Here is a 13577-nt window from a genome sequence, read left to right as displayed (position 1 = left end):
GTCGCGCCGGCGTCGGTCGCCGCCCCGGATCCGGGCGGGAGAGCGTCACGCGCTCACGCGCTCACGCGCTCACGCGCTCACCCGCCAGGCGCTCAGAGCACCCCGGGCTGCACGTAGAGGCCGATGACGAGGATCACGAGCCACACGCCCGCGAGCACCTGCAGCATGCGGTCGCCTAGTGCGATCTCCTCGGGCGCCTGCGCGTCGCCGCGGTCGATGTGCTGGCCGTAGCGCAGCACCGCGAGGACGAACGGCGCCACCGACACGGAGAGCCACAGGTTCCGCAGGTCGGTGAAGAGCTCGAAGGCCCAGAGGCTGTAGCCGAGGATCAGGATCGTCGCGGCCGAGTGCCAGATGAAGCCGAGGTACCCGAGCGTGTAGCCCTTGAGGGATCCGCGCACGTCGCCCTGGAGGTCGGGGTTGCTCGCGAGCTCGCCGTAGCGCTTGCCCGAGACCATGAGGAGCGAGCCGAAGACGGCGACCAGCAGGAACCACTGGCTGAGGACGACGCCCGTGGCCGCGCCGCCGGCGATGGCCCGCAGCAGGAAGCCGGACGAGACGACGGCGATGTCGAGGATGGTGATGTGCTTGAGCCAGATGCAGTACGCGATCTGCACGAGCTCGTAGCAGAGGACCACGGCGGCGAGCTCGAGCCCGCCGGCGAAGGCGACAGCGAGGCCGCCGACCAGGAGCACGACGGCGACCACCACGGCGACCGGCACCGGGACGACGCCGGCGGCGATGGGCCGCGAGCGCTTCCGCGGGTGGGCGCGGTCGGCCTCGACGTCGAGGATGTCGTTCAGGAAGTAGATGCCGGACGCGGCGAGGCAGAAGGCGACGAAGGCGAGGACCGCGCCCACGAGCGACGGCTCGAAGAGCGCTCCTGCGGCGACCGGGGCGGCGAACACCAGCACGTTCTTCATCCACTGGCGGACGCGCGCGGTGCGGATGACTCCGCCGATGACCGACGTGCTGCTGCCGCCGGGCGTGCGGGGGACGAGGTCTGGTTCGCTGATGGTGGTCCTCCTGGTCGGGCGATCAGAGTCACCGTAGCCGGTCGGCGGGTCAGGTGCCGAAACGGCGGGCCGCGGCGGCGACGCCGGGCCGGGGGTCCGCCGACCGGCCGAGCGGATAGGGTCGTCGGGTGCAGATCCGACGGAACATCCACCTGTGACGGCAGCCAGGATCCACCTCGTGCGACACGGCGAGGTCGACAACCCCGACGGCATCCTCTACGGCCGCCTCCCCGGCTTCGGCCTCACGGCGCTCGGTCGCCGCATGGCCGAGGCCGCCGCGGAGCACGTCGTGGCGGAGGGCCGCGAGGTCGGCCTCCTCCGCACGTCGCCGCTGCAGCGCGCGCTCGAGTCGACGGCGCCCCTGGCCGCCGCGCTCGGCCTCGACCCCGAGCAGCGGCCGGGCCTCGTCGAGGCGTCCAGCCGCCTCGAGGGCGGCCGCTTCGACGTGAGCCTCAAGATCCTCGCGAAGCCGGCCGCATGGCGGTACCTGGTGAACCCGCTCCGGCCCAGCTGGGGCGAGCCGTTCGCGCAGGTCGCCGCGCGCATGCGGGCCGAGCTCGCGGCCGCGGCCGCGGACGCGCCGGACGGCACGGACGCGATCCTCGTCGGCCACCAGCTGCCGATCTGGATGGCGCACCGCAGCGTCACGGGGAGGCCGCTGTTCCACGACCCGCGGAAGCGCCGCTGCGCGCTGTCGAGCATCACCTCGTTCGAGCCCACCGCGGACGGGTTCCGCGAGGTCGGCTACTGGGCCCCGTCGCCCGGGCTGCTGGCCGCGTCCACGGACACCGGCGCGGTCTGACCGGGCGGCCCGGCCCTCCGGGCGCCGCCTAGGTCGTCGTCGGATCCTGCTGCGGGAGACCGTGCCGCCAGCTGCGGCCCTGCGCCGCCTTGACCGCGCAGATCACGAGCAGGACCCACCCCCACTCCACGAGCGTGACGCTCTCGGCGAGGGACGCGACCACGAGGACCACGAGCACGAGCGGCGTCCAGACGTAGCCGACGCCGCGCTTGCTGGTCGCGAGCACCCAGGAGCGCCCGAGCGCGAGCGCGCAGAACGCGGCGAACAGCACGAGGCCGACGAGCCCGGCCTGCAGGTAGAGGTCGAGGTAGGCGTTCCGGCCGGTCTCCTGCGCGCCCCGGCTGACGAGGTCGAGGGCCGTGTACGGGTACGCGTCCCGGCGCCAGAACCCGACGAAGCCCCAGCCCTCGATGGTGTTGAGGTCGATGAGGCGGAGCATCTCCCGCCACAGCGCGACGCGCTGGAGGTAGTCGGGTCGGGCCTGCAGCACCTGCAGCACGGGGGAGCGGAAGGCCACGACCAGCACGGCGACGATCGCGGCGAGCACCAGCACCGCGCTGTTCGCCAGCGGCCTCGCCTGCCGCGCCAGGTGACGCAGGGCGAGCATCGCCAGGGCCGCGACGGCGAGCACGAGGAACGTGCCGAGGATCACGGACGACCGCGTGAGCGACGCCACGAGGAGCGCGACCGCGAGGGAGCCGATGCCGCGCCCGCGCGAGACGGACCGGGTCATCAGCTCGACCGCGAAGGTCACCGCGGCGACGAGCGCCACGATCCCGAGGGCGTTGCGCTCGCCGAGGAGCCCCTGGATCGGTCCGAGGCGCTCGAGCGCCCCGCGGATGCCGAGGAAGGGGATGGGGCCGTCGATGAGCAGCCCGGCGAGCACCTCGAGGGCGAGCGACGACACCAGCACCAGCCGCAGCACGTCCCCGGCCGCGCGCACGATCTGGATGAGGTCGCGGACGACGCCCACGTACACCGCGAGGAACGCGGACGCCGCGAGGTAGAGCACGCCGCCGACCGCGTCCGGCTGGTAGGCCGTCCAGAGCAGCGTCACCGCGCACCAGCCCACGAGGACCAGCAGGGAGATGGGGAGGAGGCCCCGCCACTCCCAGTCGCCCCGCTTCGCGGCGAGGGATCCCGCGGCCATGGCCACCAGGGCGGTGACGATCGCGACGAGCCCGGCCCAGCCCATGGTGGACCTGATGGCGTGCGAGAGGATCGCCGTGCCGAGGATGCAGTGGGTGAGCGCGGCCGAGAAGCGCGCCGACCCGAGGAGGTCGGGCAGGCGCTCCGGGAGCGGCAGGCGGGCGGGTCGGGTCATGCGCGGGCGGTCACGTGCGGTCGGCGGGGCACCGGGTGGCCGCGCGGATCAGGCGACGCCGGGGTCGGCGGCGGCGGGAGCCGGGGCGGGGGCTGCGCCCGCGAGGGGCGACGGCGCGTGCGCGGCGGCCGACGCCCGCTCGGCGGGGACCGCGGCCCGACGCGAGTCGACGGGGCCCGGCACGTCCTCGCGCGCGACCATGCCCGACTTGGTGGCGATCGCGACGACGACGAGGAGGAGCCAGTTGCCCTCGTACAGGAGCCGGCTCTCGGCGAGGCTCTGGACGACCAGGGCGGTCATGAGCAGCAGCGGCGCCAGCGCGAGCGTCGAGTAGGGCTCGACGCGGTCGCGGCGGTGCTGCGGGCGGTCGATGGCGGCCCACCAGGAGCGCACGTACGTGGTGACGACGAAGCAGGCGAAGACGAGCAGGCCGATCGCCCCCACCTGCAGCAGGACGTCGAGGTAGGCGTCGTGCGCCTGCAGGTACGTGACGCCGCTGCGCACGGCGAGGCCCTGGAACGGGTGCACCCAGGGCGCCCAGTAGCCGATCCAGCCCCAGCCGACGATCGGGTGCTGCTGCGCGAGGCCGAGCACCGACTCCCAGATCTCGAACCGACCGGTGAGGTCGGGGGAGCGGCCGAGGAGGTCGAAGACGTCGGCCGTGCGCGTCGACACGACCAGGGCCCCGGCCACGGCGGCCACGGCGACGCCTCCCGCCAGCACGAGGCGCCCGCGGATGCCGACGCGGCGGGCGACGAGGGCGAGCGCGGCGACGACGCCCGTCATGACGAGCGCGACCAGGACCGTGGAGCTGCCGGTGAGGGTCAGCGTGAGGAGGGCCACGAGGATCCAGAGCCCGGCGTCGCGGCGGCGGACGGTGCGCGCCGCGTACTGGAGGGAGAAGACGATGAGGCCGAGCAGCGCGACCATGGCCAGGAGGTTCGCGTTGCCGACGACGCCCTGGATCCGGCCGCCGCTGAGCAGCTCCCCGCGGGTCCAGGCGAACGCGGCCGGCGCACCGGGGCCGTAGTCGGTGAAGAACGGCATGACCGGCTGGCGCACGACGACCGCGACGAACAGCTCGAAGGCGAGCGAGAGCCCGAGGATGATGCGGAACGCGCGGCCGAGGCCCTGCACGATCTCCGACCACGACAGCAGCACGACGAGCGTCAGCGCCGCGATGGTGGTCGAGAGCTGGATGAGCACCCCCAGCGCCGACTCCGGCCGGTACTGGGACCACGCGATGGACAGCACCGCGATGCCCGTGAACGCGAGGAGCGGGATCGGCAGCACCCGCACGCGCGGGAGGGGCCGGGAGCGCACGAGGAGCGTGATGCAGGTGACCAGCACGGCGAGCGCGATCGCGCCGAATCCCCACCAGCTGAGGCTGTCGCGCCACATGTCACCGGCGAACGTGGTGACGAGGACGAAGGTCGCGAAGCTCCGGAGGGCTCGGCGGCTGGCGGTGGGCATGCCCATCAGGGTATCCGGCCCGGGGCCCGCGTCCCGCCGCCTGAGGGGAGCGGGGGCGCGGCCCGGTCGGTCACCGGCGCGCCGCCCGCCCCGCTGTCCATCAGACGAACGCCGCGTGCCCCGTGATGGCGCGGCCGACGATGAGCGTGTTCATCTCGCGCGTGCCCTCGTAGGAGTAGATGGCCTCGGCGTCGGCGAAGAAGCGGGCCACGTCGTAGTCGAGCACGATGCCGTTGCCGCCGAAGGCCTCGCGGCACCAGGCGACGGTCTCGCGCATCCGGCTCGTGGCGTAGGCCTTGGCGAGCGCGGAGTGCTCGTCGGACTGGGTGCCCTCGTCGACCATCTCGGACGCGCGCGTCACCAGCCCGATGGACGCCGTGATGTTGCCGAGGCTGCGGACGAGGAGGTCCTGGATCAGCTGGTGCGCGCCGAGCGGCTTGCCGAACTGCTGGCGCTCGCCCGTGTACGCGACGGCGGCCTCGTAGGCGCCGATCGAGATCCCGATGGCGGCCCACGCCACCTCGGCGCGGGTGAGGCGCAGCACCTTCGCGGTGTCGGCGAACGAGCGGGACTCCTGCAGCCGGTTCCGCTCGGGCACGATCACGGCGTCGAGCTCGATGTCCGCGTTCTGCACGATGCGCAGCGCCTGCTTGTCCTCGATCCGGGTGGCGCGGAAGCCGGGGGAGTCGTTCGGGACGAGGAAGCCCTTCACCTGGCCGTCGTCGGCGTCCTTCGCCCAGATGACGGTGACGTCGCTGACGGTGCCGTTGCCGATCCAGCGCTTGGATCCCGTGATGCTCCACTCGTCGCCCCGGCGCGTGGCCACGGTGCGCAGGCCCCGCGCGGAGTCGGATCCGGACAGCGGCTCGGTGAGCCCGAACGACCCGAGGATCTCGCCGGACGCGAACCGCGGCAGCCACTCGGCGCGCTGCTCGGGGGATCCGGCGACGGCGACGCTGCCCATCACGAGGCCGCTCTGCATGCCGACGAGGGTCGCGATGCTCGCGTCGACGCGGCCGAGCTCGAGCGCCGCCCAGCCGCGGTAGACGGCCGAGTTCTCGAAGGGGCGCGTCTCGGGGAAGGGCATGCCGAAGATGCCGCGCTCGGCGAGCCCCGCGACCACGTGCCGCGGGAACTCGGCCCGGGCCCAGAGCCCGTTGACGTGGGGCCGGACCTCGGCCTCGAGGTAGGCGCGGAGGTCGGCGAGGGACTCCTTCTCCCTGTCGCCGAGCCTGGACTCGTAGCCGTAGAAGTCGCCGATGAGGGGGGTGAGGGACACGATGCTCCATTGCGTTTCGTCGGCGCCCTCGGGGACGGGCGCCTGCGGCCGAGCCTAGGTCGGCGTCTCCGACGCGCCGTCATCGGTTGGTACTTTGGTCGCGTCCGGACAGGACGCGCGCCCTCGGGCGTTGTAGGTAGCCGCCAAGCCCGACAGGATCCGAAGTGTTCACCTCCCTCGCCAACACCCCCCGCGACTACGCGTGGGGGTCCCGCACCGCCATCGCCGAGCTCCTCGGCCGCGAGCCGTCCGGCGGCCCGGAGGCGGAGCTGTGGCTCGGGGCGCACGGCGGATCGCCGACGCGCGTGGTCGACCCCGCGTCCGCGGGCGGCGCCACGACCCTGGCAGAGTGGATCCGCGCCGACCCCGATGCCACCCTCGGCCCGCTCGCCTCCGGGCTCCGCCCGGGCGACGGTCCCGGCCTCCCGTTCCTCCTCAAGGTGCTCGCCGCGGGCGGCCCGCTGTCGCTGCAGGCGCACCCGGACCTGCACCGCGCGCGCCTCGGCTTCCGCGAGGAGGAGGGGCGCGGGATCCCCCTCGACGCGCCCCACCGCAACTACAAGGACCCGCTGCACAAGCCCGAGCTCGTCTACGCGCTGAGCGACGAGTTCCACGCGCTCTGCGGCTTCCGGCCGCTCGGCGAGGTGCGGGACGTCTTCACGCTGCTGCTCACGCTCGACGCGTCCGGGCCCGACTCCGACCCGGCCGTCATCCGCACGGTGCTCTCGCGCCTCACCGGCTCCGAGGCGGACGTGCTGCGCGACGTCTTCGCCTTCCTCATGGGCGGCGGATCCGAGGTGCGCCGCCTCGTCGACCGCGTCACCCTGCTGGCGAACCTCGCCTCCGACCGGCAGTGCCGCGAGTTCTCGACCGAGATGCGCACCGTCCGCGAGCTCGCCGAGGCGTACCCGGGCGACCCCGGCATCGTGACCTCCCTCCTCCTCAACCGCGTGACCCTCCGTCGCGGCGAGGCGCTGTACCTGCCCGCGGGCAACATCCACGCGTACCTGCACGGCCTCGGGATCGAGTTGATGGCCGCCTCGGACAACGTGCTCCGCGGGGGCCTCACGCCCAAGCACGTGGACGTCCCCGAGCTGCTCGACGTGCTCGAGTTCCAGGCGCTGCCCGTGCCGTACCTCGCGCCCGAGCACGCCGCCCCGGGCGTCGAGCTCTACCGGCCGGACGTGCCCGACTTCCTCCTCGCGCGCATCGTCCCCGCCACGCGCGACGCGGCCGACGGCGACGCGGGGGCGAGCGTCGTCGTCGTCGACGGACCGGCGATCGTGCTCTGCACCTCCGGCGAGGTGGCCCTCCGCGGCGAGGCGTCGTCGATCGTCGTCGGCCGCGGCGACGCCGTGTTCGTCACGCCCGACGAGGGCCGGGTCGTGGTCACGGGGGAGGGCGAGGCGTTCCTCGCGACCACCCCGGCGCCCGGCCCGGGCGACCTCGACGCGGACGACCCGGACGCCGCCGCCGCGTGATCGGCCCCCTCCCGGCCGTCGATAGGGTTGCCGCATGACATGGTTGGTCACCGGCGGCGCCGGCTACATCGGTTCGCACATCGTCTCCGCGTTCGCACGCGCCGGCATCGACACGGTCGTCCTCGACGACCTCTCGAGCGGCCACGCGTCCTTCGTGCCGGAGGGCGTCCCCTTCCACCGCGGATCCGTGCTCGACCGCGAGCTCCTCGCGAGCATCCTCGGCTCGGGCGACATCCGGGGCGTGGTCCACGTCGCGGGCTACAAGTACGCCGGCGTCTCCGTGCAGCGCCCGCTGCACACCTACGAGCAGAACGTGACCGCCACGGCCGTCCTGCTGGAGGAGATGGAGCGCGCGGGCGTCGACAGCATCGTGTTCTCCTCCTCCGCGGCCGTGTACGGCACGACCGACGTCGACCTCGTCGACGAGCGGACCCCGAAGGCGCCCGAGTCGCCCTACGGCGAGTCCAAGCTCATCGGCGAGTGGCTGCTCCGGGACCAGGGCGTCGCCGCGGGCCTCCGCCACGCGTCGCTGCGGTACTTCAATGTCGTCGGATCCGGCGACGAGGGCTACTTCGACACCAGCCCCCACAACCTCTTCCCGCTCGTGTTCGACGCGCTGCTCGACGGGCGGACCCCGCGCGTCTACGGGACGGACTACCCGACGCCCGACGGGACGTGCGTCCGGGACTACATCCACGTCGTCGACCTCGCGGCGTCGCACGTGGCCGCCGCCCGGCGGCTCGAGGCGGGGGAGCCGGTCGAGCCGGTCTACTGCCTCGGCAGCGGCGCGGGCGTCAGCGTCCGCGAGATCATGACGGCCATCGCGGACGCCACCGGCATCGCGTTCGAGCCCGAGCTGCACGACCGCCGACCCGGCGACCCGGCGCGGATCGTCGCCTCCGGCGAGCTCGCGGCGCGCGACATCGACTGGGCCATGCGCCACACGCTGGACGACATGGTCTCGAGCGCCTGGCGGGCCCGCCAGGCCGGCACCGCGGCCTAGCGCCGGCAGCGAGCGGCGGCGCGTCGCAACCCTCGAGGGGCGGCTGAGGGTTTACCCTCCGCGGCTTGACGGGAGCGAGTTACACCGGTGTAATTATGACGATGAGCTGGGGCCGGCCGGGTGCCCCTTGCCGCGTGGGGAGATCGTGACATGGCACTACCTGAGTACCACGCCGGAGTCCCCGACGACTGGTTCGTCGACCCCGTCCGACTCGGGGTCCCGGGCGTCCGCGGCGTCGACGACGGCGATCCGCTGGCCTGGCAGGCCGACTCGCTCTGCGCGCAGACCGACCCCGAGGCGTTCTTCCCCGAGAAGGGCGGATCCACCCGCGACGCCAAGAAGATCTGCGGCTCCTGCGAGGTGCGCAGCGAGTGCCTCGAGTACGCGCTGGAGAACGACGAGCGCTTCGGCATCTGGGGCGGCCTCTCCGAGCGCGAGCGCCGCAAGCTCCGCAAGCGCGCGGTCTGACCCGGCCGACCGCGCCGTCGCGGCGCCAGCTCCCCGGCGCGCCGTCCGGCTGCGGCGGATCCCCACCACGCACCACGTAGGGTCTCCCCTGTCATGCAGCCACGAGTAACCGCGATCCTCGTCGCCCACGAGGGCGCGCAGTTCCTCGACCGGACCCTCCAGGCCCTCGCCGCCCAGACCCGGCGGCCCGACCAGGTGGTCGCGGTCGACCTCGGCTCCCGCGACGGATCCGCCGCCCTCCTCGCCGCCGCCGACCCGACGCGCATGGTGCAGGGCCCGGCGCGCATGACCTTCGGGCAGGCCGTCGACCAGGCCGTCCGCGTGATCCCCGCGCCCGAGGGCGACCACGAGCTGCTCTGGCTGCTGTCGGCCGACAACGCCCCGGCCCCCGACGCGCTCGAGCGCCTGCTCGCCGCGATCGAGGCGTCGCCCAGCGTCGCGGTGGCCGGCCCCAAGCTCATGGAGTGGGACCACCCCGGCTACATCCACGAGCTCGGGACGACGCTCACCACGCTCGGCGCATCGGTCCCCGTCGTCGACGTCGAGCTCGACCAGGCGCAGCACGACGACATGAGCGACGTCCTCGGCGTCGCCGCGGGCGGCATGCTCGTGCGCCACCGCCTGTGGGACGAGCTCGGGGGATTCGACGACGCCCTGCCCGTCATCGACGACGCGCTCGACCTCTGCGTCCGCGCCCGCCTCGCCGGCCACCGCGTCGTGGTCGTCCCCGCGGCACGGGTCGCCTCGGCGGGCGACGCCGCCCCCGGCACCGCCTTCCTCGGAAAGCGCACGTCGCGTCGCCGTCGGCGGCGGCTGCGCCGGCAGGCCGAGCTGCACCGCCGCCTCGCCTACGCGCCGCCGGCCGCCGTGCCGTTCCACTGGCTCTCGCTCGTGCCGCTCGCCATCCTCCGCGCCCTGCTGCAGATGCTCCGGAAGCGGCCGACCGCCGCTCCCGGCGAGATAGGCGCCGCGGTGCGCGTGGCCGTCGCGCCCGGGCGGATCCGCGCGAGCCGCCGTCGTCTCGCCGCCACCCGGACGGCGCCGTGGGCGAGCATCGCGTCCCTGCGGCAGCCGCTCGCGGTCGGCCGTCGACGCCGCTCGCTGGCCCGCGAGCAGTACCGCGTGGAGCACATGGGCGTCTCCGACGGCGTCGAGTTCCTCGCGACGGGCGGCGGCTGGACCGTGCTCGTCGCGCTCCTCCTGTCGGCCGTCATGTGGCTGCCGCGGCTGACCGGCACCGCCCTGGTCGGCGGGCAGCTCCTGCCGCTCGGCCCCAGCGCGGGGGCGCTGTGGGCGCAGGTCGGCATCGGCGTCCGCGGATCCGGCGCCGGGCCGGTCGCCCCCTCCGACCCCTTCGCCTACGTGCTCGCGGTCCTCGGCAGCGTCACCGCGTGGGAGCCCTCGCTCGCCGTGCTCGGGCTGTTCGTGGCCGCGCTCCCGCTCGCCGCCCTCGCCGCGTGGCTGTGCGCGGCCCAGCTCACCCGGAACGCCTGGCTGCGCGGGCTCGCCGCGCTCGTGTGGACCCTCGCGCCCACCCTGCACGTCGCGCTCGGCGAGGGCCGCCTGCCGGCCGTGCTGGCGCACCTGCTCCTCCCGTGGCTCGCGCTCGCGGTGCTGCGCGCGCCGCGCTCGTGGTCCGCGTCCGCCGTGGCGGGGATCCTGATGGCCGCCGTCGGCGCGTCCGCCCCCTCGCTCGTCCCCGCCGTCCTCGTGCTCTGGCTCGTCGCCACGGTGCGGGCCGGGCGCCGCGCGGGCCGGCTCGTGACGATCCCCGTCCCGCTCCTCGCGCTCGTGGCGCCCCTCGTCGTCTACCGGGTGATGCAGGGACAGCCCCTGGCCCTCGCCGCCGACCCGGCCGTCCCCGCCGGCTTCACGCCGGCCGACGTGCCGGGCCTCGCGCTCGGGTTCCCGACCGCCGGCCTCGGCGGCTGGTCCGCGTCCGTCGACGGGCTCGGCCTGCCGGACGCCGTCCCGCTCGTCCTGGTCGCGGTGCTCGTCGCGCCCCTCGTGCTGGGCGCGGTCGCCGCGCTGTTCCTCCGCGGGTCCCACCGCGCCGCCCTCGCGCTCGGCGTGACGGTGCTCGGCTTCGCGACCGCGGTCCTCGCCGTGCGCACGGTGGTGCAGTCGACCGGATCCGACGTCGTCGCGGTCTGGCCCGGATCCGGCCTCAGCCTGCTGTGGCTCGGCCTCGCCGGCGCGCTCGTGCTCGGGTTCGCGACGCTCGGCCGCCGCTCCGTCGTGCCGGGGATCGTGGCCGCCGTGACCCTCGCCGTGCTCGTGGTCCCGCTCGTCTCGGCCTCCGTGGCCGGATCCACCGCGCTGCGCACCACCACGGACACCTCGCTGCCCGGCCTCGTGGTCGCGGAGGCGGCCACGGATCCCGCCGTCGGCACGCTCGTCCTCCGCGCCGGGGACGACGGATCCCTGTCCGCCGACGTCGAGCGCGGCGCGGGCCGCACGCTCGAGCAGGTGTCCACGGTCGACTCCGCCATCGGGCCGCTGTCCGACACCGCGACCCGCGTCGCCGAGCTCGCGGGCAACGTCTCCTCACGGTCCGGCCTCGACGCCACCGAGGACCTCCGGGCGCTCGGCGTCAGCTACGTGCTGCTCGCGACGCCCACGGGCGACGCGGAGGCCGCCGTGCACGACCGCGCCCGCGCGGCCCTCGACGACGACCCCGTCTTCACGGCGGTCGGGCAGACCGAGGCGGGGCTCCTCTGGCGCTTCGTCGGGAGCGACGACCTCGCCGCCCGGGTCGCCGGGCCCGGCAACCTCGACGACCCGGGGCGCGCGGGCGTGCTCGCGGCGCAGGCGCTCGTGTTCGCGCTCACCCTGCTCCTCGCGATCCCCACCGGCGGCCTCGCGGCGCGCAGCCGCCCGCTGCCCGCCTACCGGGAGCCGGTCGTCGCCCCCGACGCGCGCCCGGCGGACGCCGTCGAGCCGCGGCCCGAGCACGACGACCGCGGCACGCCGGCCTACCTCGACGAGCCCACGGGCCAGATCGTGGAGGCCGCGGCCTTCGGCGACATCCCGCAGGCGGGGGAGCGCCTCGCCGGCGACGACGGGGAGGGCGACGACGTCGCATCCGCGCCCGCCGCCGACCGCGACGACGACCGCGCCGACCGCCCCGACGACGACAGCAGGAGGACAGATGGCCAGGCGTGACGCCGTGCGCATCGCGACGCGCGTGACCACCGGGATCGCCGGGGTCGCCGTGCTCGGCGTCGTCGTCACCGGGGCGCTGCTGCTCCCGCCCGCCTCCGGCGACGCGAGCGCGCCCTCCGTGCTCGTGACCCCCGTCGCGACCGACCAGCAGCGCGTCTGCCCCGGCGGCCTGCTCCGCCCGCCCGAGGCGGACGCCGCCGCCACGACCACCGCCGTCGCCGTGGGCAGCTCCGCGGTGACGAGCGGATCCGCGACGACCGGGACCGCGGCCGGATCCACCGGCGGCCCCGACGTCCGCACATCGCGCATCGAGGCCCCCGAGGTGCAGGGCCAGGCGTCGAGCGCCCCCTCCGTCCTCGCCGTCGCGGGCACGGTCGACGGCGCGCCGACCGACCTCGCGGGCGCCGCGTCCGAGATCGCGACCGAGCCCGACCTCGCCGGCCTCGCCGCCGCGCCCTGCTCCGAGGCCACGGCCGACGCGTGGCTCGTGGGCGGCGCGACCACGACCGGCCGCACCACGTTCGTCGTGCTCGACAACCCGTCCGGCGTCTCCTCCACGGTCGACCTGGCCATCACGGGCGAGGACGGCGCGGTCAGCGCCCCCGGCGCCAGCGGGATCTCCGTCCCGGCCGGCAGCCGCCGCGTCCTCAGCCTGGCGGGCCTGGCCCCCGACCTCTCGTCCCCGGCCGTGCACGTGCAGAGCCGCGGCGGCCAGGTCGTCGCGCGCATGGAGCAGAGCACGGTCCGCGGCCTCCTCGCGGGCGGCGTCGACTGGATCGGCCCCGCCGCGGCGCCGGCCACCGCGCTCGCCATGACCGGCCTCCGCATCGACTCCCAGGCCGCGCCCGTCGCCCCCGTCGAGGGCGAGGAGGCGCCCGCCGCCGAGGAGGGCGGCTCCGCGCCGGGAGCCGGCTCCGATCCCGGCACCGACCCCGACCGCGAGACCGCGGTGCGCATCGTGGTGCCCGGGTCGGCGGACGCCGACGTCAGCGTGAGCGTCGCCCCCGAGGACGGCACCGACGGCACGGGCACGACCTTCACGGTGCAGGTCGACGCGGGGCGCACCACCGACGTCCCCGTCTCCGACCTGCCGGACGGCCGCTACTCCGTCACCGTGCAGAGCTCGGTGCCCGTCACGGGGGCCGTGCGCAGCGTGTCCGGCGCGGCCGAGGGCGGCGCGACCGACTTCGCGTGGCTGCCGTCCGCCGAGGCGCTCACGCGCGACGCGCTCGTGTCGGTGCCCGCGGGCCCGGCGCCGCTCCTGCACCTGCGCAACGGCGGGGGCGAGGCGGCGAGCGTCACGGCCCGGCCGACCGATGGATCCGAGCAGGTGACGCTCGACGTGCCCGCGGGATCCGCCGCGTCCGTCGCCGTGGCCGCCGGGCGGACCTATTTGCTCGAGGGGGCGGCCGGCCTCACGGCGACCGTGACGCTCGCCGAGCCCGGGCGATCCGCGGCCCTGCCCGTCGTGCCGGTGCTGCCGGCCGCGGACCCGCTCCGCGTCCACCCCTGACGCCGGGCGCCGGAGCGGCGTGACGCGCCGGGCGGCCCCGACCCGGCGACCGG

At 75.4% G+C, this 13577-nt stretch carries 10 protein-coding genes; 6 read left to right on the top strand and 4 right to left on the bottom strand.

The annotated features are described in order from the left end of the window. Window positions 1–92 precede the first annotated feature (92 nt). Window positions 93–962, bottom strand: a complete 870-nt coding sequence (locus BFL37_RS03740; protein ID WP_346962703.1) for a decaprenyl-phosphate phosphoribosyltransferase — start codon at window positions 960–962, stop codon at window positions 93–95. A 208-nt stretch (window positions 963–1170) separates the two neighbouring features. On the opposite strand from BFL37_RS03740, the gene BFL37_RS03735 reads away from it, so the two are divergent. Next, a complete protein-coding gene (locus BFL37_RS03735; RefSeq protein WP_086513815.1) occupies window positions 1171–1818 on the top strand; it encodes a histidine phosphatase family protein in 648 nt (215 codons plus the stop codon). A 28-nt stretch (window positions 1819–1846) separates the two neighbouring features. Here the strand turns inward: BFL37_RS03735 and BFL37_RS03730 are convergent, their stop codons facing one another. From BFL37_RS03730 to BFL37_RS03720, 3 genes are all read right to left on the bottom strand, one after another. Next, on the bottom strand, window positions 1847–3142 hold the full coding sequence (locus tag BFL37_RS03730) for an O-antigen ligase family protein (RefSeq protein WP_086513814.1): 1296 nt from the start codon (window positions 3140–3142) through the stop codon (window positions 1847–1849). Between the two features lie 48 nt (window positions 3143–3190). Further along, window positions 3191–4615, bottom strand: coding sequence for an O-antigen ligase family protein (locus BFL37_RS03725; RefSeq protein ID WP_241533836.1), 1425 nt, complete (start codon window positions 4613–4615; stop codon window positions 3191–3193). A 100-nt stretch (window positions 4616–4715) separates the two neighbouring features. Beyond that, the gene (locus BFL37_RS03720) at window positions 4716–5894 is read right to left on the bottom strand and encodes an acyl-CoA dehydrogenase family protein (protein ID WP_086513812.1); all 1179 of its coding nucleotides are present in this window, start codon (window positions 5892–5894) and stop codon (window positions 4716–4718) included. A gap of 164 nt (window positions 5895–6058) precedes the next feature. Between BFL37_RS03720 and manA the strand changes: the two genes are divergently transcribed. The 5 genes from manA to BFL37_RS03695 all read left to right on the top strand — a co-directional run bounded on the left by manA (window position 6059) and on the right by BFL37_RS03695 (window position 13524). Beyond that, the gene (gene manA, locus BFL37_RS03715; protein ID WP_086513811.1) at window positions 6059–7375 is read left to right on the top strand and encodes a mannose-6-phosphate isomerase, class I; all 1317 of its coding nucleotides are present in this window, start codon (window positions 6059–6061) and stop codon (window positions 7373–7375) included. A 34-nt stretch (window positions 7376–7409) separates the two neighbouring features. Then, a complete protein-coding gene (galE, locus tag BFL37_RS03710; RefSeq protein WP_086513810.1) occupies window positions 7410–8378 on the top strand; it encodes a UDP-glucose 4-epimerase GalE in 969 nt (322 codons plus the stop codon). A gap of 150 nt (window positions 8379–8528) precedes the next feature. After that, on the top strand, window positions 8529–8846 hold the full coding sequence (locus tag BFL37_RS03705) for a WhiB family transcriptional regulator (RefSeq protein WP_086513809.1): 318 nt from the start codon (window positions 8529–8531) through the stop codon (window positions 8844–8846). A gap of 93 nt (window positions 8847–8939) precedes the next feature. Next, complete coding sequence (locus BFL37_RS03700) at window positions 8940–12011, top strand: glycosyltransferase family 2 protein (RefSeq protein WP_086513808.1); 3072 nt, start codon at window positions 8940–8942, stop codon at window positions 12009–12011. Further along, window positions 11998–13524 carry a DUF5719 family protein gene (locus tag BFL37_RS03695; protein WP_086513807.1) on the top strand — a complete coding sequence of 509 codons (1527 nt, stop codon included), beginning with the start codon at window positions 11998–12000 and terminating at the stop codon, window positions 13522–13524. Before BFL37_RS03700 ends, BFL37_RS03695 begins: the two co-directional genes overlap by 14 nt. Window positions 13525–13577 lie beyond the last annotated feature (53 nt).

This window comes from Clavibacter michiganensis (assembly GCF_002151125.1).
GTDB classification, from domain to species: Bacteria; Actinomycetota; Actinomycetes; order Actinomycetales; family Microbacteriaceae; genus Clavibacter; species Clavibacter michiganensis_C.
This window is presented reverse-complemented; position numbering and strand designations above follow the sequence as displayed.

Excerpts from the sequence above, each read along its gene's own strand:
- BFL37_RS03730 (WP_086513814.1), bottom strand. The coding sequence starts at position 3,142 with ATGACCCGACCCGCCCGCCTGCCGCTCCCGGAGCGCCTGCCCGACCTC.
- BFL37_RS03725 (WP_241533836.1), bottom strand. The coding sequence starts at position 4,615 with ATGCCCACCGCCAGCCGCCGAGCCCTCCGGAGCTTCGCGACCTTCGTC.
- galE (WP_086513810.1), top strand. The coding sequence starts at position 7,410 with ATGACATGGTTGGTCACCGGCGGCGCCGGCTACATCGGTTCGCACATC.
- BFL37_RS03705 (WP_086513809.1), top strand. The coding sequence starts at position 8,529 with ATGGCACTACCTGAGTACCACGCCGGAGTCCCCGACGACTGGTTCGTC.
- BFL37_RS03700 (WP_086513808.1), top strand. The coding sequence starts at position 8,940 with ATGCAGCCACGAGTAACCGCGATCCTCGTCGCCCACGAGGGCGCGCAG.
- BFL37_RS03695 (WP_086513807.1), top strand. The coding sequence starts at position 11,998 with ATGGCCAGGCGTGACGCCGTGCGCATCGCGACGCGCGTGACCACCGGG.